This window comes from Streptomyces barkulensis, assembly GCF_002843305.1.
Taxonomy (GTDB): Bacteria; Actinomycetota; Actinomycetes; order Streptomycetales; family Streptomycetaceae; genus Streptomyces; species Streptomyces barkulensis.
The window spans coordinates 118,162-136,813 of the sequence record NZ_PGSG01000009.1 but is presented as its reverse complement, the minus strand read 5'-3'; the positions used below and the strand labels follow the sequence as shown (position 1 = coordinate 136,813).

Annotated in this window: 16 protein-coding genes; 6 read left to right on the top strand and 10 right to left on the bottom strand. The window is 72.0% G+C overall.

Going from position 1 to position 18,652, the window contains the following annotated elements; genetic code table 11:
• Positions 1 to 480: a MarR family winged helix-turn-helix transcriptional regulator gene (locus CUT83_RS02400; RefSeq protein WP_101254197.1), complete on the bottom strand. Its 480-nt coding sequence runs from the start codon at positions 478 to 480 to the stop codon at positions 1 to 3.
• A gap of 85 nt (positions 481 to 565) precedes the next feature.
• On the opposite strand from CUT83_RS02400, the gene CUT83_RS02395 reads away from it, so the two are divergent.
• Positions 566 to 1,582 carry an NADP-dependent oxidoreductase gene (locus CUT83_RS02395; protein WP_240958142.1) on the top strand — a complete coding sequence of 339 codons (1,017 nt, stop codon included), beginning with the start codon at positions 566 to 568 and terminating at the stop codon, positions 1,580 to 1,582.
• Positions 1,583 to 1,706: 124 nt separating this feature from the next.
• Here CUT83_RS02395 and CUT83_RS02390 read toward each other — a convergent pair whose 3' ends face one another.
• On the bottom strand, positions 1,707 to 2,081 hold the full coding sequence (locus CUT83_RS02390) for an antibiotic biosynthesis monooxygenase family protein (RefSeq protein WP_101254195.1): 375 nt from the start codon (positions 2,079 to 2,081) through the stop codon (positions 1,707 to 1,709).
• 281 nt (positions 2,082 to 2,362) lie between these two features.
• Between CUT83_RS02390 and CUT83_RS02385 the strand changes: the two genes are divergently transcribed.
• The 5 genes from CUT83_RS02385 to arfA all read left to right on the top strand — a co-directional run bounded on the left by CUT83_RS02385 (position 2,363) and on the right by arfA (position 8,330).
• The gene (locus CUT83_RS02385) at positions 2,363 to 3,718 is read left to right on the top strand and encodes an extracellular solute-binding protein (RefSeq protein WP_101254194.1); all 1,356 of its coding nucleotides are present in this window, start codon (positions 2,363 to 2,365) and stop codon (positions 3,716 to 3,718) included.
• Positions 3,715 to 4,674 (top strand): carbohydrate ABC transporter permease, encoded by a 960-nt coding sequence (locus CUT83_RS02380; RefSeq protein ID WP_101254193.1) that lies wholly within the window; start codon positions 3,715 to 3,717, stop codon positions 4,672 to 4,674. The genes CUT83_RS02385 and CUT83_RS02380 overlap by 4 nt, the downstream gene beginning before the upstream one ends.
• Positions 4,671 to 5,594, top strand: coding sequence for a carbohydrate ABC transporter permease (locus tag CUT83_RS02375; protein ID WP_420882454.1), 924 nt, complete (start codon positions 4,671 to 4,673; stop codon positions 5,592 to 5,594). The genes CUT83_RS02380 and CUT83_RS02375 overlap by 4 nt, the downstream gene beginning before the upstream one ends.
• A gap of 244 nt (positions 5,595 to 5,838) precedes the next feature.
• Positions 5,839 to 6,759 (top strand): arabinan endo-1,5-alpha-L-arabinosidase, encoded by a 921-nt coding sequence (locus CUT83_RS02370; protein WP_240958168.1) that lies wholly within the window; start codon positions 5,839 to 5,841, stop codon positions 6,757 to 6,759.
• Between the two features lie 62 nt (positions 6,760 to 6,821).
• Entirely contained in the window at positions 6,822 to 8,330 is a 1,509-nt protein-coding gene (gene arfA / locus CUT83_RS02365; RefSeq protein ID WP_101254191.1) for an arabinosylfuranosidase ArfA, read from the top strand.
• A 131-nt stretch (positions 8,331 to 8,461) separates the two neighbouring features.
• Here arfA and CUT83_RS02360 read toward each other — a convergent pair whose 3' ends face one another.
• The 8 genes from CUT83_RS02360 to CUT83_RS02325 all read right to left on the bottom strand — a co-directional run bounded on the left by CUT83_RS02360 (position 8,462) and on the right by CUT83_RS02325 (position 18,475).
• Complete coding sequence (locus CUT83_RS02360; protein ID WP_101254190.1) at positions 8,462 to 9,631, bottom strand: aldose epimerase family protein; 1,170 nt, start codon at positions 9,629 to 9,631, stop codon at positions 8,462 to 8,464.
• The gene (gene mmsB / locus CUT83_RS02355; protein WP_240958140.1) at positions 9,628 to 10,926 is read right to left on the bottom strand and encodes a multiple monosaccharide ABC transporter permease; all 1,299 of its coding nucleotides are present in this window, start codon (positions 10,924 to 10,926) and stop codon (positions 9,628 to 9,630) included. Before mmsB ends, CUT83_RS02360 begins: the two co-directional genes overlap by 4 nt.
• Positions 10,923 to 12,488 (bottom strand): multiple monosaccharide ABC transporter ATP-binding protein, encoded by a 1,566-nt coding sequence (gene mmsA, locus CUT83_RS02350; RefSeq protein WP_101254189.1) that lies wholly within the window; start codon positions 12,486 to 12,488, stop codon positions 10,923 to 10,925. Before mmsA ends, mmsB begins: the two co-directional genes overlap by 4 nt.
• Before the next feature lie 29 nt (positions 12,489 to 12,517).
• Positions 12,518 to 13,651 carry a multiple monosaccharide ABC transporter substrate-binding protein gene (gene chvE / locus CUT83_RS02345; protein WP_101254188.1) on the bottom strand — a complete coding sequence of 378 codons (1,134 nt, stop codon included), beginning with the start codon at positions 13,649 to 13,651 and terminating at the stop codon, positions 12,518 to 12,520.
• 5 nt (positions 13,652 to 13,656) lie between these two features.
• Positions 13,657 to 14,685, bottom strand: a complete 1,029-nt coding sequence (locus tag CUT83_RS02340; protein WP_101254187.1) for a hypothetical protein — start codon at positions 14,683 to 14,685, stop codon at positions 13,657 to 13,659.
• 109 nt (positions 14,686 to 14,794) lie between these two features.
• Positions 14,795 to 15,850 (bottom strand): zinc-dependent alcohol dehydrogenase, encoded by a 1,056-nt coding sequence (locus CUT83_RS02335; RefSeq protein ID WP_240958138.1) that lies wholly within the window; start codon positions 15,848 to 15,850, stop codon positions 14,795 to 14,797.
• 349 nt (positions 15,851 to 16,199) lie between these two features.
• Positions 16,200 to 17,360, bottom strand: coding sequence for a mandelate racemase/muconate lactonizing enzyme family protein (locus tag CUT83_RS02330; protein WP_101254186.1), 1,161 nt, complete (start codon positions 17,358 to 17,360; stop codon positions 16,200 to 16,202).
• Positions 17,361 to 17,470: 110 nt separating this feature from the next.
• Complete coding sequence (locus CUT83_RS02325) at positions 17,471 to 18,475, bottom strand: SGNH/GDSL hydrolase family protein (RefSeq protein ID WP_240958137.1); 1,005 nt, start codon at positions 18,473 to 18,475, stop codon at positions 17,471 to 17,473.
• Positions 18,476 to 18,652: the final 177 nt, after the last annotated feature.

Here is an 18,652-nt window from a genome sequence, read left to right as displayed (position 1 = left end):
TCAGCCCGCGGAGGCGTCCGGTGACGCCCCCGGGGAGGCGTCGCCGGGGCCGCCGCCCAGTGTGCGCCTGAGGAGGTCGCGCAGGAGAGCGCGCTCCGCCGGCGTCAGATCGGCCAGGGGTTCGGCGGCGAAGTCCATCGACGCGCGCAGCCGTTCGGCCGTCTCGTGGCCCGACTCGGTGGCGGCGGCGAGCTTGACGCGGCGGTCGGCCGGGTCGGGGCGCCGCTCCACCAGGCCGCGCGACTCCAGCCGGTCGACGATGCCCGTGATGTTGGACGGCTCGCACTTCAGCCGCCGGGCTATCTCCCTCATGGGCAGGCACTGGTGGTGGAGCAGGGTGAGCAGCCGGGCCTGCGCTCCGGTCAGGGAGTGCCTGGCGGCGGCCTCGTCGTACTCCTGGTGGAAGCGGAGGACGACGGAGCCGATCAGCTCGACGACCTCGAGGGTGAGGGGGTCGACGGGGGCGGGACGGGAGGCCATGACCCCAGAGTACCGATTTACTTGACAAGGTGAAACATCGAGGGAATCGTTGTTTCACACCCTTAAGCATATGGAGGCGTTTCTCATGACGTTGCCCGCCACCGGACGTGAGTGGCACCTGACCGCCCGCCCGCAGGGATGGCCGACGCCGGAGGGGTTCGCGCTGCGCGAGGCCCCCGTACGGGCCCCGGAGGCCGGTCAGATCCTGGTGCGCAACCTCCACCTCTCGGTCGACCCCTACATGCGCGGCAGGATGGACGACGTCAGGTCCTACGTCCCGCCGTTCGAACTGGACCGGCCGATGGACGGCGGCGCGGTCGGCGTCGTCGTCGCCTCCGAGGCCGGGGGGTTCGCCCCGGGCGATCATGTGCTGCACGGCCTGGGCTGGCGCGAGTACGCCACGCTGGACGCGAGGCACGCGACGAAGGTCTCCGCCGAACTGGCCCCGCTGACGACCTATCTCGGGGTGCTCGGCATGCCCGGACTGACCGCCTACGCCGGGCTGCTGGAGGTGGCCTCCTTCAAGGAGGGCGACGCCGTCTTCGTCTCGGGTGCGGCGGGCGCGGTCGGCGGCCAGGTCGGTCAGATCGCCCGGCTCAAGGGGGCCTCCCGCGTCGTCGGCAGCGCCGGCTCGGACGAGAAGGTCGCGCTCCTCACCGGGGAGTACGGCTTCGACGCCGCCTTCAACTACAAGAACGGCCCGGTGGCACGGCAGTTGAAGGAGGCCGCGCCCGACGGCATCGACGTCTACTTCGACAACGTCGGCGGCGAGCACCTGGAAGCGGCGATCGGCTCGCTCAGGACGCACGGCCGTGTCGTGGTCTGCGGAATGATCGCCCAGTACAACGCCACCGAGCCGCCCGCGGCCCCGCGTAATCTCGCGCTGGTCATCGGCAAGCGGCTGAGGATCCAGGGCATGCTCGTGGGCGACCACTCGGAGCTGCGGCCGCGATTCGTCGAGGAGGTCTCGGCCTGGATCCGATCCGGGGAGCTGAAGTACCACGAGACGGTCGTCCAGGGCATCGAGAACGCGGTGGACGCCTTCCTCGGCATGCTCCGCGGACAGAACGTCGGAAAGATGGTCGTCAGCCTGGAGAACTGACGGCCCGTCGAAGCCGGAGGAGCCGGAGGAGCAGGAGGAGCCGGGGCGCGCCGGACACGGCGCGCCCCGCCCCGCCGCGACGCCCCCGGCGGTGCCCGGGGTGCGTGCGGCACGGGGGGCGTGGCTACTCCGGCCCCGGCTCCGCCTCCGCGGCGGAGAGATCGACGACGACGTCGTACAGGCCCCGGTTCGAGGTGATCCGCGCACTCGGGTCGTCCTGCGCGGCCTGGGCGCGCTCGCGGAACTCGGGGTCCGCCACGGCGGCCTCCCAGGCCTCCTGGCTCTCCCAGTGGGACACGTTGACGAGCTGGAACCGGGTCTCCGCGGAGCGGGCCCGGTGCAGCCGGGAGTCGATGAAGCCGGGCCTGGTGCGCATGAGCGAGGCGCGCTGTTCCCACCGGGCGACGAACGTGTCGAGGTGCTCGGCGGATATCTCGAAGACGTTGATGAAGGTGACGGTGGTGTCCGGCGCGCTGTCGGGCCGGCTTTCTGTGGTCACGGGATCTCCAGCGGTGGGTGAGGTGAACCGGTCGGCTCCGGGCGGACGGGCCGACCGGCGGCTCGGGCTCCGCCGTGCGGGGCGGCGGATCGCAGCGTAGCGAACCCCTGGGCGGCAAAAGGCTGTTGGGCGAGCCGGGCCCCGGTTTCCGGTACCGGACGGCGGCGGCCGCCCGTCAGGGCTGTCTCTGCGCGAACCATTGACGCGAACGGTGTTCGATCCTAATTTCCCGTTCGGATATCCGATCAATATCCGAGATTTCGAACATGAGGGTGGGTCGTATGCGTCGAACCTCCGTGCCGGACCGCGCCCCGAGCCGTCGGCGCGTGCTCGGCGGCGTGGCCGCTCTGGCCGCCATGACGGCCACCGGGGCCGCGGGCACCGCGGGATGCGCCGCTCCCGCCGCCGTGGGCGCGGGCCGCACCCGGCTGCGCTTCTGGCACCTCTACGGCGGCGGCGACGGCGTCAACATGCAGACGATGCTGGACGCCTACCGCGCCGCGCACCCCGAGATCGCTCTCCAGGCCTCCACGCTCCAGTGGGGCGCCCCGTACTACACCAAGCTCGGCATGGCGGGGGCCGGCGGCCGGGCCCCCGAGGTCGCCGCCCTCCACCTGGCGCGGCTGCCCGGCTTCGGCCCCGGCCGGCTGCTCGACCCCTTCGACCTCGACCTGCTGGCCGAACACGGCCTGACCGAGAGCGACTTCCCCGCCGATCTGTGGCGGCGCGGCCGGATCGACGGCGCGCAGTACGCCGTCCCGCTCGACACCCACCCGATGGTCCTCTACTACAACACCGACATCTGCCGGAAGGCCGGACTGCTCGAAGCGGACGGGAAACCGAAGCCGATCCGCGGAGCCGAGGAGTTCGCCGCCGCGCTGCGCGCCGCCGGAAAGGTCACCGGCAGGCCCGCACTGGCCGTCGAGACCCTCGGCGCCGGCACCGTCGGACCCTGGCGGCTGTTCTCCACCCTGTACTCCCAGACCGGCGGCACCCTGCTGGACGAGAGAGCCACCCGCATCACCATCGACGACGCCAAGGCCCTGACGGTGCTGCGCTTCATGCGGCGGCTCACCGAGGAGGGCCTGGCCCACAGCCGCCTCGACTACAACGGCACGGTCGGCGTCTTCGGCGGCGGGGAGACCGCCTTTCTCCTGGGCGGCGAATGGGAGGTCAGCACCTTCGCCAACCTGGACCTGCCGTTCTCCATGACCCGGGTGCCGAACCTGTTCGGGCGCCCCACCGTCCAGGCCGACTCCCACTGCTTCGTCCTCCCGCACCAGCGCGACCGCGGCGGCGAGAGCGACGAGGCGGCCCACGCCTTCGTCGCCTGGATGCTGAAGAACACCGTCGAGTGGGCCAAGGGCGGCCACGTCCCCGCCTATCTGCCCACCCTGGGCAAGCCCGGCTACCTCGAACTGGAACCCCAGTCGGAGTACCGGTCGGTGATCGACGACGTCGTCCTGGACCCGCCCGCCTGGTTCGCGGGCTCGGCGTCGTCCATGTGGATCGAACTCGGCGCGGTCCTCTCCGGGGTGCTCACCGGCTCCCGCACTCCGCAGGGCGCCCTCGACGAGGCCAGGGCCCGGCTCCAGGCGCTGCTCGACACCCCCAACCCGCTCGGAGGCGACGCATGACCGCGACCGCGCCCACCACCCCGGCGCCACCGGCCCGGGCGGCCGCCCGTACCGGGGCCGGCCCCCTGGCCGCGGGCCGGCACTGGACCGAGCACGGCCTGGTCTTCACCGGCCCCTTCCTGCTGCTGTACGCGCTCTTCCTGGTCTGGCCGGTGCTGCTGGGCCTGAAGATGAGCCTGGGCGACGACAACATCGCCGGCACCGAAAGCGAGTTCACCGGCCTGGACAACTACGCCGAGGCCCTGCGGGACCCCGAGATGTGGTCGTCGCTGTGGAACACGGTGTGGTTCACCCTGCTGTCCACCGTGCCCCTGGTCGTCACGGGCCTCGTCCTCGCCCTGCTCGCGCACCATCTGCGGGTGGTCCAGTGGCTGTGGCGGCTGAGCTGGTTCGCGCCGTTCCTCCTGCCGTCGGGCGTCGTCGGACTGCTGTGGCTGTGGATGATCTACCCGTCCGACTTCGGCCTGGCCGACCTGCTGCTGAACTCCCTCGGCCTCGACCCCGGCATCGGCTGGCTGACCGACACCCGCTACGCGATGCTCTCGATCGCCCTGACCACCGTGTGGTGGACGGTCGGCTTCAACTTCCTGCTCTACCTCGCCGCCCTCCAGGCCATCCCCCGGCATCTGTACGAGGCCGCCGAACTGGACGGCGCCGGCGCCTGGCGGCGGCTGGTCCACATCACCCTGCCGATGCTCAACCGCACCACGGCGGTGGTGGTCGTCCTCCAGCTCCTCGCCTCGCTGAAGATCTTCGACCAGGTCTACATCATGACCGGCGGCGGTCCCGACGAGAGCACCCGCCCGATCCTGCAGTACGTCTACGACGCCGGCTTCACCGGCTACCGGATCGGCTACGCCTCGGCCGTCTCCTACGTCTTCTTCGCCCTGATCGTGATCGTGTCGCTGATCCACCTGCGGATGACCCGCCGCTTTCGTGAGGAGGCCGCCAAGTGAGCGCGACCGCGAAGGCCGTGAACCCGGCCGCACCGTCCGCCGGCCCCGCCGGACCCGCCGGACCCGCCGGACCCGCCGGTGAGGCCGACCGGCGGCCGCGCTGGACCCCGGGCCGTGTCGCGCTGCTGGCCGCCGCACTCGTCCTGGCGGCACTGTGGGTGCTGCCGCTGGCCTGGGCGGTGGCCACCTCGCTCAAGCCCGAGAACGAGACGACGCGCACCTCGCTGGAGTGGATCGGCTCGCAGATCACCTTCGACGCCTACGAGAAGGTGTGGGCCTCCGGGGACCTGGCGCGGTGGATGCTCAACTCGGCCTACATCTCGGTCGTGACGACCGCGCTGACCGTCGCGACCTGCGCCATGGCCGCCTACGGCTTCTCACGCACCGCCTTCCGCGGCCGGAAGACGCTCTACGGGCTCGTGCTGGCCGGGATCATGGTGCCGCCGCAGGTGCTCATCGCCCCGCTCTTCGCCGAGATGGTCTCCCTCGGACTGGTCGACACCTACTGGGGCGTGATCCTGCCCCAGGTCGCCGTCCCCGCCATGATGTTCATCCTGGTGAAGTTCTTCGAGGGGGTGCCGCGGGAACTGGAGGAGGCCGCCCACGTCGACGGCGCCGGGCGCTGGCGGGTGTTCTGGACGGTCGTGCTGCCGCTGTCGCGGCCGGTCCTGGCCGCCGTCGCCATCTTCACCTTCATCCAGACCTGGAACAACTTCCTGTGGCCGTTCCTGGTGACCACCGACCCGAACGCGATGACGCTGCCGGTCGGCCTGGTCAACGTCCAGTCCACCTACGGCGCCCGCTACGCCCAGGTGATGGCCTCACTGGTGATCGCCGGGTTGCCGCTGCTGCTGGTCTTCGCCTTCTTCCAGCGGCAGATCGTGCGAGGCGTCGCCCACACGGGGCTGGCCGGCCAGTGACGGAAGGCCGGCCCCGGCCCGTCCCGCCCGTCCCGTTCCGCCCCGCAGGACAGGAGAGGAGGTCCCAAGAAGCCGTGAACCCCGACCGGTCACCGAGAACTTCCGAAGGAGCCCGATGAACAGTCGCACCTCCCCCCACACCTCCCCCCACGCCTCTCCCCACACCTTCCCCCACCGCGCGTCCTCCCGCAGGCCCGCCCGCCGGCGCCTGGCAGCCCTGGTCGCCGCCCTGCTGGGCACGCTGATGGCCCTCGTCCCCGGCAGCGCCTCCGCCTACCCGGGGCCCGGCCGGGTGACCGGCGACATCTCCGTGCACGACCCGTCTATGGTCCGCCTCGACGACGGCCGGTACATCCTCTACTCCACCCACAACGGGCCCCAGGCGCGCGTCTCCACCGACCGCGTCCACTTCACCCACGCCGGGGCGGCGTTCCCCAACCCGCCCTCCTGGTGGGGCCGGTACTCGCCCGAGCGCAGCCCCTGGGCGCCGGACGTCTCCAAGCGGGGCGGCCGGTACTGGCTGTACTACTCCCTGTCCACCTTCGGCTCCAGCCACTCCGCCATCGGCGTGGCCACCAGCCCCAGCGGACTGCCCGGCACCTGGACCGACCACGGCCCGGTGTACGCCACCACCACGGGCTCGGACCACAACGCCATCGACCCCAACCTGTTCGTCGACGACGACGGCAAGTGGTGGATGACCTTCGGGTCCTGGTGGACGGGGATCAAGATGATCCGGCTCGACCCCTCCACCGGCAAGCAGCACCCCGGCGACCGCACCCTGTACTCCGTGGCCGCCCGCAACCCCACCAGCAACGGCATCGAGGGACCGACCCTGGTCAAGCGGGGCGGTTACTACTACCTGTTCGCGTCCTTCGACAAGTGCTGCGCCGGCACCGACAGCACCTACAGCATCCGCGTCGGCCGCTCCACCAGTCCCACCGGACCGTTCCGCGACCGGAGCGGCAGGGACATGCGCGACAACGGCGGAACGGTCGTCCTGGAGACCCACGGCCGGGTCGTCGGCCCCGGCGGCCAGTCCGTGATGCCGGACGTCGACGGCGACCTGCTCGTCTACCACTACTACGACCGCGACAACAACGGCTCGCCCACCCTCGGCATCAACCTGATGCGCTGGGAAGGCGGCTGGCCGGTAGTTTACTGAAACCTTTCAATCCAGGGTGGGGCCCAACCGGGCCTCACCCCTTCCCCCGACGGAAGGAATCCATGAGCACCGCCCATCCGGCCCGGTTCACCCTCGACCCCGCCTTCACCGTCGGCGAGGTCGACCCCCGGCTGTTCGGCTCCTTCGTGGAGCACCTCGGCCGCTGCGTCTACACGGGGGTCTTCGAACCCGGGCACCCCCGCGCCGACGAGCAGGGCCTGCGCACCGACGTCCTGGAACTGGTCCGCGAACTGGGCGTGACCGCCATCCGCTACCCCGGCGGGAACTTCGTCTCCGGATACCGCTGGGAGGACAGCGTCGGGCCCGTCGAACAGCGCCCCCGCCGCCTGGACGCCGCCTGGCGGTCGGTGGAGTCCAACCGCTTCGGCCTGGCCGAGTACATCGACTTCGTCCGCAAGGCCGGCGGCGAGCCCATGATGGCCGTCAACCTCGGCACCCGCGGCGTGGCGGAGGCCCGCGAGCTGCTGGAGTACGCCAACCACCCCGGCGGCACCGCCCTGTCCGACCTGCGCGCCGCCCACGGCGACAAGGAGCCCTACGGTATCCGGCTGTGGTGCCTGGGCAACGAGATGGACGGCCCCTGGCAGACCGGTCACAAGACCGCCGCCGAGTACGGCCGGCTGGCCGCCGAGACCGCCCGCGCCATGCGCCGGCTCGACGACTCCCTGGAACTGGTCGCCTGCGGCAGCTCAAACCAGGCGATGGACACCTTCGCCGCCTGGGAGGCCACTGTCCTGGCCGAGACCTACGACCTGGTCGACCACATCTCCCTGCACGCCTACTACGAGGAGACCGACGGGGACCGCGACTCCTTCCTGGCCTCCGCGGTGGACATGGAGTCCTTCATCGAGAACGTGGTGGCCACCTGCGACCACGTCGGGGCCCGGCTGAAGTCGCCCAAGCGCATCAACCTCTCCTTCGACGAGTGGAACGTCTGGTACCAGCGCCGCTTCCAGGCCGAGCCGCTGCCCGACTGGGAGGAGGCGCCCCGGCTGCTGGAGGACAACTACACCGTCACCGACGCCGTCGTCTTCGGCTCCCTGCTCATCGCCCTGCTGCGCCACGCCGACCGGGTGGCCGTCGCCTGCCTGGCGCAGCTGGTCAACGTCATCGCCCCGATCATGACCGAGCCAGGAGGCCCGGCCTGGCGGCAGACCACCTTCTTCCCCTTCGCCCAGGCATCCCGCCACGGGCGCGGGCAGGTGCTGGAGGTACGGGTGCAGTCGCCCACGTACACCACCGCGAAGTACGGCGAGGTGCCGCTGCTGCACGCCACCGCGGTGCGGGACGAGGCCACCGGCGCCGTCACCGTCTTCGCCGTCAACCGCGGCCGGCACGGCGCCCTGCCTCTGGAGGTCGCCCTGCACGGGCTGGATCTGGAGCGGGTCGCCGAGCACAGTGTGCTGGCCGACGCCGACCCCGAGGCCCGCAACACCCTCGCCGAACCCGAGCGGGTCGCCCCCCGACAGGGGGAGGGCACGGGGCTGGACGGCGGGGTGCTGCGCGCCACCCTGGAGCCGATGTCGTGGAACATGATCCGGCTCGTGTGACGGGCTGACGGGCTGACGGGCTGATTGTGCTGACGTGCTGACGTGCTGATGCGCTGACGGCAAGGCGGCGGGGGCGGCCCGGTCCGGACCGCCCCCGCCCTGCGCGCACCGCCCTGCGCGCCCTGCCCGGTCTACTCGGCGCGGAAGGAGTGGACGGTGGTGGAGCGGTAGGTGCGCCCCGGCCGCAGCACGGTGGTGGGGAACGACGGCTGGTTGGGGGAGTCGGGGAAGTGCTGGGTCTCCAGGCAGAAACCGTCGCTCTGCCGGTAGACCCGCCCCGAGGTGCCCTCCAGGGTGCCGTCGAGGAAGTTGCCGCTGTAGAACTGCACGCCCGGCTCGGTGGTGGCGATCCGCATCACCCGGCCCGAGACCGGCTCGCGGACGGTGGCGAAGTGCTCGGGCTCGGCGGTGATGCCCTTGTCCAGCACCAGGTTGTGGTCGTAGCCCTGCCCGTACAGGATCTGCGGGTGCGCCTTGCGGATGTCCGTCCCGATCGGCTTGGCCCGTCGGAAGTCCAGCGGCGTGCCCGCCACCCGCTCCAGCTCGCCGGTGGGGATCAGCGTCCCGTCCACCGGCGTGTAGCGGGAGGCGGCGATCTCCAGCTCGTGCTCCAGGACGCTGCCGGAGCCCTCACCGGCGAGGTTGAAGTAGGTGTGGTTGGTGAGGTTGACGACGGTGGGCCGGTCGGTGGTGGCCTCGTAGCCGATGCGGAAGTCGCCGCGGCGGTCCAGCGCGTACTCCACCCGGACCTCCAGCCTTCCGGGGAAGCCCATCTCGCCGTCCTCGCTGGTGCGCGTCAGCACCAGCCCCACCTCGCCGCGCCGGGTGAACGGCTCCACCGCCCACATCCGCTTGTCGAAGCCGCGGTCGCCGCCGTGCAGGGTGTTGTCGCCGTCGTTGCGCGGCAGTTCGTAGGTGCTGCCGTCCAGGGTGAAGCGGCCCTGCGCGATGCGGTTGCCGTAGCGGCCGATGAGCGCGCCGAAGTAGGGGGAGCCGGCCTCGTAGGAGGCCGGGTCACCGAAGCCGAGCGAGACGTTCGCGAGCCGGCCGTGCCGGTCGGGCACCTCCAGGGACTGCACGATGCCCCCGTAGGACAGCACCCGCAGCCGGGTGCCCCCGTACGACAGCGTCCAGACGTCCACCTCCGTGCCGTCCGCCAGTTCGCCGAAGCGGGCGCGGTGCGGCGCGGACGGCCCGCCCGGCTTCGCCTGCGCGGCCCCCGCGCCCGGTCCCGCGGTCGCCGCGGCCGCCAGTCCGGCCGCGGCGGCCGCACCGATCACACTGCGTCTGCTGGTGCTCACGAGCCCACCTTCCTCTTGTTCCAGACGTCGAATCCCACCGCCGCCAGCAGGACCAGGCCCTTGATGACCTGCTGGTAGTCGGTGCCGATACCCACCAGGGACATGCCGTTGTTGAGCACGCCGAGCACCAGGCCGCCGATGATGGCTCCGAGCACGGTACCCACACCGCCGCTCATCGAGGCTCCGCCGATGAACGCGGCGGCGATCGCCTCCAGCTCGAAGTTGATGCCCGCCTGCGGGGTGCCCGCGTTCAGCCGGGCGGCGTACACGCAGCCCGCCAGCGCCGCCAGTACGCCCATGTTGACGAAGACCAGGAACGTGACCCGCCTGTCCTTCACGCCCGACAGCCTGGCCGCGGCCCGGTTGCCGCCGAGGGCGTACACATGGCGGCCGACGACGGCGTTGCGCATCACGAAGCCCAGCCCGATCAGGATGCCGCACATGATCAGCAGCACCACCGGGACGCCCCGGTAGCTGGCCAGGGTCAGGGTGAACGCCACCACCGCCGCCACGATCGCCACGCACTTGAGGACGAACAGGCTCAGAGGCAGCACCTCCAGCTCGTACTCCCGCTGCCGGCGCCGGCCGCGCCACTCCTGGAACAGCACGACCGCCACCACGACCACACCGATCAGCACCGTCAGGTCGTGGTAGTTGTCCAGCGGGCCGCCCTCGGGCAGGAAGCCCTGGCTGATGTTCTGGAAGCCGCGCGGGAAGGGCGCCAGCGACTGCCCCTCCAGCAGGATCTGGGTGCCGCCGCGGAACAGCAGCATCCCCGCCAGGGTCACGATGAACGACGGGATGCCCACATAGGCGATCCAGAAGCCCTGCCAGGCGCCGGCCACCGCGCCGATCAGCAGCGAGCAGGCCAGCGCCGCCGGCCAGGACATGTCGTGGTGGACCATCAGCACGGCCGCCGCGGCCCCGACGAAGGCGGCCAGCGAGCCGACCGACAGGTCGATGTGGCCGGCGATGATCACTATCATCATGCCCATGGCCAGGATCAGGATGTAGCTGTTCTGCTGGACGATGTTGGAGACGTTGACGGGCTTGAGCAGATTGCCGTCGGTCCAGATCTGGAACAGCACGACGATCAGCGCCAGCGCGAGGAGCATCCCGTACTGCCGCATGTCGGAGCGCACGGTCCGCAGCAGCAGCGCCACGGCGCCTCCGCCGCCACCACCGCCGCCACCACCGCCGCCGTCACCACCGGAGCCACCGGAGTCCGTACCGCCCCGGAGGTTCCCCGTCGGCCCGCCGGGCCCCTTGCGCGCAACACTCTCTTCGGTCGTCATCGGCCGCTTCGGCTCCCGTCCCTCGTCATATGACGCATCAGCACTTCCTGGGTCGCGTCCTCGCGCGCCACCTCGCCGGTCAGCCGCCCGGCCGCCATGGTGTAGATCCGGTCGCACATCCCCAGCAGCTCCGGCAGCTCGGAGGAGATCAGCAGCACCGCCCTGCCCTGGGCGGCGAGGCGGTCGACGGCGGTGTAGATCTCGTACTTCGCCCCGACGTCGATGCCGCGCGTCGGCTCGTCGAGGATCAGCACCTCCGGATCGGCGTGCACCCACCTGCCGAGCACGACCTTCTGCTGGTTGCCGCCGCTGAGCCGGCCGACTTGCTCGGAGACGGTCGGGGTCTTGATGTTCATCGAGTCGCGGTAGCCCTCGGCGACCTGCCGCTCCCGGTGCTCGTCCACCACCCCGGCCCGGGCCAGTTTCGGCAGTGAGGCCAGGGAGATGTTGCGGCTGACGGTGTCGATCAGGTTCAGCCCGTAGGTCTTGCGGTCCTCGGTGACGTACGCCAGACCGCGGGCGACCGCCCGCGGCACGGTACGGGTGTCGGCCTCCTCGCCGTCGATCCGCACGGTGCCGCCCTCGTACAGGCCGTAGGAGCGACCGAAGACGCTCATCGCCAGCTCGGTGCGGCCCGCGCCCATCAGACCGGCGAGACCGACGACCTCGCCGCGCCGCACGTTCAGCGACACGTCGTCGACGACCTTGCGCCGGTGGTCGACGGGGTGGCGGACCGTCCAGCCGGAGATCTCCAGCGCCACCCGCCCGGCGTCCGGCCCCCGGTAGCGGGTGCGCGGCGGGAAGCGGCTGTCCAGGTCGCGGCCGACCATGCCGCGGATGATCCGGTCCTCGGAGACCTCGGCGGGGGCGCCGGGGGAGGGGCGGACGGCGAGCGTCTCGACCGTCCGCCCGTCGCGCAGGACGGTGACGGTGTCCGCCACCTCGCGGATCTCGCCCAGCTTGTGGGAGATGAGGACGCAGGCGACTCCCTGGGAGCGCAGCTCCCCGATGAGGCCCAGCAGCTTGGCGCTGTCCTCGTCGTTGAGGGCGGCGGTCGGCTCGTCCAGGATCAGCAGCCGCACCCTCTTCGCCAGCGCCTTGGCGATCTCCACCAACTGCTGCTTGCCCACGCCGATGTCCGCGACGCGGGTGTGCGGGTTCTCGCGCAGCCCGACCCGCCGCATCAGCTCGGCGGCGTGACGGGCGGTCTCCCGCCGGCGGACGATGCCGCGGAAGGAGTGCTCGTTGCCCAGGAAGATGTTCTCGGCGATGGACAGGTAGGGCACCAGCGCCAGTTCCTGGTGGATGATGACGATGCCGCGCCGTTCGCTGGCCCGGATGTCGCGGAAGGCGCACGGCTCGCCCTCGAAGAGGATCTCCCCCTCGTAGCTGCCGTGCGGATGGACACCGCTGAGCACCTTCATCAGCGTCGACTTGCCGGCCCCGTTCTCCCCGCAGACCGCGTGGATCTCCTTGGGCCGGACGGTGAGATCGACCCCGGACAGCGCCCTGACCCCGGGGAAGGTCTTGGTGATCGAGCGCATCTCCAGAACGCTGCTCATGACTGCTCCTGGGGGGAGTGGGGGCCGGGTTACCTGAGCTGGTCGGCGGTGTAGTAGCCCTCGTCCACGAGCAGGTCGGTGTTGGACTCGTCGATGCTGACCGGCTCCAGCAGATAGGCCGGGACGGTCTTGACGCCGTTGTCGTAGGACTCGGTGTCGTTGACCTCGGGCTTTTCGCCCTTCAGCACGGCGTCGGTCATCCGCACGGCCTGCTCGGCGAGCTTGCGGGTGTCCTTGAAGACGGTCTGGGTCTGCTGGCCGGCGATGATCGACTTGATGGACGCCAGCTCGGCGTCCTGGCCGGTGACCACGGGGTAGGGCTTGGCCTTCGTGCCGTAACCGGCGCTCTTGAGGGCGGATATGACGCCGATGGAGATGCCGTCGTAGGGGGAGAGGACCGCGTCCACGCGCTCGCTGCCGTAGTAGCGGCTGAGCAGGTCGTCCATGCGCTTCTGCGCGGTGCCGCCGTCCCAGCGCAGGGTGGTGACCTGGTTCATCTCGGTCTGGCCGCTGCGCACGACCAGCCGCTTGTCGTCGATGTGCGGCTTGAGGACGCTCATCGCGCCCCTGAAGAAGAAGCCGGTGTTGTTGTCGTCGGGCGATCCTGCGAACAGCTCCAGGTTCGACTTGTCGTCCGCGCCCCCGCCGTCCTCCTCCAGCTTGAGGGCGTCGACGATGTAACGGGCCTGGAGTTCGCCGACCTTGAAGTTGTCGAAGGTGGCGTAGTAGTCGACGCTCGCGGTGCCGCGGATGAGGCGGTCGTAGGCGATGACGGGGATGCCGGCCTCCTCGGCCCGGCCGAGGACGTCGGTGAGCGAGGAGCCGTCGATGGCGGCGACCACCAGGGCCCGGTGCCCCTTGGAGATCATGTTCTCGATCTGCGCGACCTGGTTCTCCACCCTGTCGTCGCCGTACTGCAGATCGGTCTCGTAGCCCGCGGCCTCGAACCGCTCCACCATGTTCTCGCCGTCGGCTATCCACCGTTCGGAGGACTTGGTGGGCATGGCGATGCCGATGGTGCCCCCCTCGGAGTCACCGCCGGCGCCGCCGTTCCCGCCGCCCTCGGAGTTCTGGCCGCAGGCGGTGAGGGACAGGGCGAGGGCGGCGCAGGCGCCGACGGCGGCTCTGCGGGCGCGGTTGCGGGCACGGATGCGGTCGCGCATGGTGATCAGTTCCCTTCGGGCGTGGCGGCGTCGGCGGATGTTCCCGGTTCGGCGGATGTTCCGGTTTCGTCGGGGAAGCGGTTGAGGGGGCCGGGCAGACGGGAGCCGGGCGGGGACATCCCGTCCCCGGCTCCGAGGCGGGCCAGCAGATCCAGGGCGAGCCGGCCGCGGCGGACCCGCTCGCGGGCGGTGTCCAGGGTCGCGTCGCGCAGATGCGCGCCGTAGGGGTAGATGGCGGGGGCCTTGCTGAGCCCGAACTTGAGGTAGACCGGCGCGCCGCGCCGGATCAGTTCGGCGGCGTCGTACATCCGCACATAGCCGCCGAGGTCGTCGGGAGCCTCCAGGTAGAAGTCCATCGGGGCGCGGCTGACCCGGCGGATCTCGGTCAGGTGCTCCAGGGTCAGGTCGGAGGGCACGTTGACCGAGTCGGCGCCCAGCCGTTCGAAGACGGCGTACGAGGCCGGGTTGACCGGGCCGATCAGCGCCGACACCTTGAGGGTGGTGTCGGCCGGCAGGACGCCGCGCGTCCGCATCCGGTGCAGTGTGTACAGCACGCCCTCGTCGGCCACCAGCAGGCAGCGCACACCGAGTTCGGTGGCGCGTACGGCGTCCTCGACGCATCCGGCGAGCGCGTCGTGGCCGCGGGCGCGCAGCCCCGCGCCGCCGGAGGGAGTGCGGGTGCCGGCGCCGGCGTCCCAGGTGCCGCGCGGCCCGGTGAACAGGCACAGCTCCACGTTCCGTTCGGCGCAGGCGCCGGTCATCTCGGAGATCTCGGCGTCGGTGAGCATCCACACGCCGCTGCCCTGGCTGACGCGGTGGACGGGGACGTCCAGGGCCTCGGCCTCCTTCAGCACGGTGGCCAGCGCCTCCGGTCCCTCGACGGAGGGGATCTCGGTGCGCCAGGTGCCGCCGTCGGGGAAGGTGTGCGGGGAGGAGCCGCGGGGGTCCCGGTCGGGGCAGGGGTGGCCGAGGGAGGCGAGGGCGGCCTCGCCGGGGCGGCGGGGGCCGGAGGGTTTGATGGACGCGTCGGTCACGATGCTCCCTGGTTCGATCTGACTCGATCTGACTCGATCTCGTTCGGTATCTCGTACGTCGTTCGCGGCTGAGGGTGCGGGCCGGGCCGCGGGGGTCGGGAGGGTGGGGTCAGGGCCGCAGCAGAACCTTGCCGACCCCGGGATCGCCGCCGCCGACCAGCGCGACGGCCGCGGCGAAGTCCTCCAGCGGCAGCTCATGGGTGATCAGGGACGCGGGCGCGAGCAGCCCCGCGCCGAAGGCCCGCACCGCATGGGCCCAGGCGGCCGGCGGGGCGCCGAAGACGGAGCGGACGGTGAGCTGGCTGACGGACAGATGGACGGGGTCGATGCCCCGCGCGCCCGGCCCGGGCAGCCCGGTCAGCACCACCCGGCCGCCGCGCCGGGCCAGCAGACAGGAGTCGTGGGCGGTGGTGGGCGCGCCGGCGGTCTCCACCACCAGGTCGTAGCGGCCGCGCAGACCGGCGGCCTCCGGCGGGGCGCACACCCCGGTGGCGCCCATGGGCAGTGCCCGCCCGGCGCGCTCGGTGCGGGGATCGACGACCAGCAGCTCGGCGGGGGAGACGGCGGCCAGCAGCTGCACGGCCAGCAGGCCGAGCGTGCCCGCCCCGACCACGGCGATCCGCTCGCCCGGGCGCGGTCCGCCCGCCAGTACCGCCGCCGCCACCACGGCGGCCGGCTCCAGCAGAGCGGCCGAGCGCAGGTCGGCACGGTCGTCGAGGACGTGCAGCAGCCGGGCGGGCAGGACGAGGAAGTCGGCGAAGGCGCCGGGCCGGGTGAAGCCGGTCTCGTCGTAGCCGCCGGTGCACAGACTGGTGGCGCCCTCGCGGCAGCGGTCGCAGACCAGGCAGGCGCGGAACCCCTCGCCCACCACCTTCCGCCCCACCAGCGCCGGGTCGGCGCCGGGGCCGGCCGCCTCCACCGTGCCGGACCACTCGTGGCCGGGCACGACGGGGTAGCGGACGTAGCCCTCGGCGCGGTTGCCCGCGTACACCTCGCTGTCGCTGGCGCAGATCCCCGCCGCGTACACGGCCACCCGCACCTCGCCCGGGCCGGGTTCGGGGCGGGGCGCCTCCACCAGCCGGTGGCGGCCGGGCCGCTCCACGAGGACGGCGCGCCCGGCGGCGCGGACGTCGTCCGGCACCGGGGTGTGTGCGGGTGCGTTCACCACTGGTTCCTCCCCGCGTCGCGTGGACCTCCGGCGCCCCTGGCGCCCGCCGGAGGACGGACGGCCGCCCCCCGCGGTGGATTCTGCGCCGGATGCCCGGACGTGTCACCACCGCCCGGGAGGCCGGCCGCCGCGGGGCCGCCCCCTGCCGGACCGGATGTGACGCACCGTCCCGCGCCGCACCGTCCCGCGCCGCACCGTCCCGCGCCGCACCGTCCCGCGCCGCACAGGCGAAGCCGGTGCGCACGGGGCCGTGCGCCACCCCCGGCTTCCAAGGGCGCGCCCGCGCACCGGTGTGCGGCAGGGGCGTGCGGCCCGAACGCCGTGAGCCCCCGGTGCCCGCCCCGCCTCACGACCGGGCTCCGCGCGGATCCCGCTTCTCCCAGCCCTCGGCCCACAGGTCGAAGCGGGCCTGCTGCTGCGGGAACTCCGCGGCCGCGTCGGTGTCCAGCTCCACCCCCAGGCCGGGGGCGTCGGGGAGGGAGAAGTAGCCGTCCACGACCTCCGGCGCGCCCTTGACCACCTTCTTGATCTCGGCGTCCGCGAAGTCGTTGAAGTGCTCCAGGATCTTGAAGTTCGGCGTGCAGCCGGCCAGTTGGAGGGAGGCGGCCGTCAGTACCGAGCCGCCCACGTTGTGCGGCGCCACCAGCATGTAGTGGGTCTCGGCGGTGGCGGCGATCTTGCGGGTCTCCAGGATGCCGCCGATGTGCCCCAGATCCGGCTGGATGATGTCGGCGGCCTGGGACTCGAACAGCTCGCGGAACTCGATGCGGTCGTGGATGCGCTCGCCGGTGGCGATGGGCATGTCCACCTTCTCGGCCACCTTGGCCAGCGCCTTGAGGTTCTCCGGCGGCACCGGCTCCTCCAGCCAGCTCGGCCGGAACGGCTCGACCTCGCGGGCGATGCGGACGGCCGTGGCGGGGCTGAAACGGCCGTGCATCTCCAGCAGCAGCTCGCACTCCGGCCCGATCGCGTCCCGCACCGCCTCCACCAGCGCCACCGAGCGCAGCGTCTCGGCGTGGTCCAGCTCGAAGTGACCGGTGCCGAACGGGTCGAGCTTGAGCGCTCGGTAGCCGCGCCCGACGACCCGCAGGGCCGCCTCGTGGAACGCCTGCGGGGTGCGCTCGACGGTGTACCAGCCGTTGGCGTACGCCTTGACGCGGTCGGTCACCCTGCCGCCCAGCAGCTGCCACACGGGCACGCCCAGCGCCTTGCCCTTGATGTCCCAGCAGGCCATCTCCACGCAGGCGATGCCGGACATCACGATCTCCCCGGCCCGCCCGTAGTCGCCGTACTTCATGCGCCGCACCAGATCCTCGACCGCGAAGGGGTCGGACCCGGCGATGTGGTTGGCCTCGGCCTCGCGCAGATAGCCGACCAGGGCATCGGTGTGCCCGAGCATCCGGGTCTCGCCGACGCCGGTGAGCCCCTCGTCGGTGTGCACCTGGACATAGGTCAGGTTGCGCCACGGAGTACCGACGACATGCGTGCTGATCCCGGTGATGCGCACAGCGGCTGCCCTTCTCTGTCGTTCGATATCTCGTCACACGTTCGAAATGCTGGCGCGAATGTAATGACGGGGCTCGACCGGCGTCAATGGGCGGGCGCGGATTTCGCCGCTCAGGCGGGCGGGGAAACGGCGGTGACCTGTCGGTGCGCGATCTCGGCGAGCGCGCGCTGGCCCTCCGGGCCGGGGTGGAACCAGTCCCAGGAGCTCAGCTCACGGGCGGTGAAGCGGTAGCCGTGCACCGCCCCGCCGTCGTGCCGGCAGCGCCTGTCGCGCTCGCAGACCTCCGCCAGCGCGGCGTTGTACGCCCGCACCCGCGCCGACACCTTCGCGCGGCGCTTCGCCGCCTCGGCGTCCGAGGCCCCCGCCCCGCCCAGCATCGACGGGCAGATACCGAGCTGCCACACCTGCGCGGCCACCGGATGCGACCGGCCCAGGGACCACAGCCGCTCCAGGTCCGGCACGCCGGCCACGTACACCTGGGTCCTCGGCGAGGTCCGGCGCAGGGTGCGCAGTGCCTCGGCGAAGTCGGCGCGGAACTCCTCCACCGGCGTCATCCGCTCCACCGTCGCCCGGCAGGCGTCGTTCGCCCCGATCAGCACCGTCACCAGCTCCGGCCGGTGCGCCGCCGCCTTCCGGGCCTGGGCGGGCAGTTCGGCCATCAGGGCGCCGGAGCGCGCGTGGTTCCAGGTCGCGGCGGCGGGGACGCCCAGCCGCCGCGCCAGGCTGTCCACCTCCGGGGAGGTGCCGGTGGCCCAGGACGCCTCCGGGCAGTCGTCCAGCAGCGAGCAGGCGTCGAAGGCGCGGGTGATGGAGTCGCCCAGGGCCGCCAGTGAGCCGGGGCCGGTGTCCCATGAGGGCGAGGGCGAGGGCGAGGGCGAGGGCGAGGGTGAGGGCGAGGGTGAAGGTGAGGGCGAGGGCGAGAGGGAGGGGGAGGAGGGGCGGGCGCCGGCGGACGCGCCCCGGGAGTGCGGCGCACCACCGCCGAAGCCGCCGCACGACACGGCGAACACGGTGAGGGCCGCGGTGGCGGCGACCGCGGCCCAGACGGCGGGCAGCAGCCCTCCGCGGCGGGCGCGTCCCGCAGGTGGAGGGCCGGACGGCGTGTCGTCTCGCACGGGTGCTCCCCCCGTTCCTTCCTGTCTCCCGGTGGGGTGATGGTTCGGACGGGTGGGTTGACCGCCTCGGCCGACGGTACGTCACCCCATGGGTGCCGTGGCACGGTAGCTTTTGCCATGACGGTCCGAAAATGGCCGCCGGACACGTTTGACAGATTACATCGCGTCACTTGCTGT

What these genes read in the sequence shown, in the direction of transcription:
- CUT83_RS02400 (WP_101254197.1), bottom strand. Translation starts at nt 480, where the DNA reads ATGGCCTCCCGTCCCGCCCCCGTCGACCCCCTCACCCTCGAGGTCGTC.
- CUT83_RS02395 (WP_240958142.1), top strand. Translation starts at nt 566, where the DNA reads ATGACGTTGCCCGCCACCGGACGTGAGTGGCACCTGACCGCCCGCCCG.
- CUT83_RS02385 (WP_101254194.1), top strand. Translation starts at nt 2,363, where the DNA reads ATGCGTCGAACCTCCGTGCCGGACCGCGCCCCGAGCCGTCGGCGCGTG.
- CUT83_RS02380 (WP_101254193.1), top strand. Translation starts at nt 3,715, where the DNA reads ATGACCGCGACCGCGCCCACCACCCCGGCGCCACCGGCCCGGGCGGCC.
- CUT83_RS02370 (WP_240958168.1), top strand. Translation starts at nt 5,839, where the DNA reads ATGGCCCTCGTCCCCGGCAGCGCCTCCGCCTACCCGGGGCCCGGCCGG.
- arfA (WP_101254191.1), top strand. Translation starts at nt 6,822, where the DNA reads ATGAGCACCGCCCATCCGGCCCGGTTCACCCTCGACCCCGCCTTCACC.
- mmsB (WP_240958140.1), bottom strand. Translation starts at nt 10,926, where the DNA reads ATGACGACCGAAGAGAGTGTTGCGCGCAAGGGGCCCGGCGGGCCGACG.
- mmsA (WP_101254189.1), bottom strand. Translation starts at nt 12,488, where the DNA reads ATGAGCAGCGTTCTGGAGATGCGCTCGATCACCAAGACCTTCCCCGGG.
- chvE (WP_101254188.1), bottom strand. Translation starts at nt 13,651, where the DNA reads ATGCGCGACCGCATCCGTGCCCGCAACCGCGCCCGCAGAGCCGCCGTC.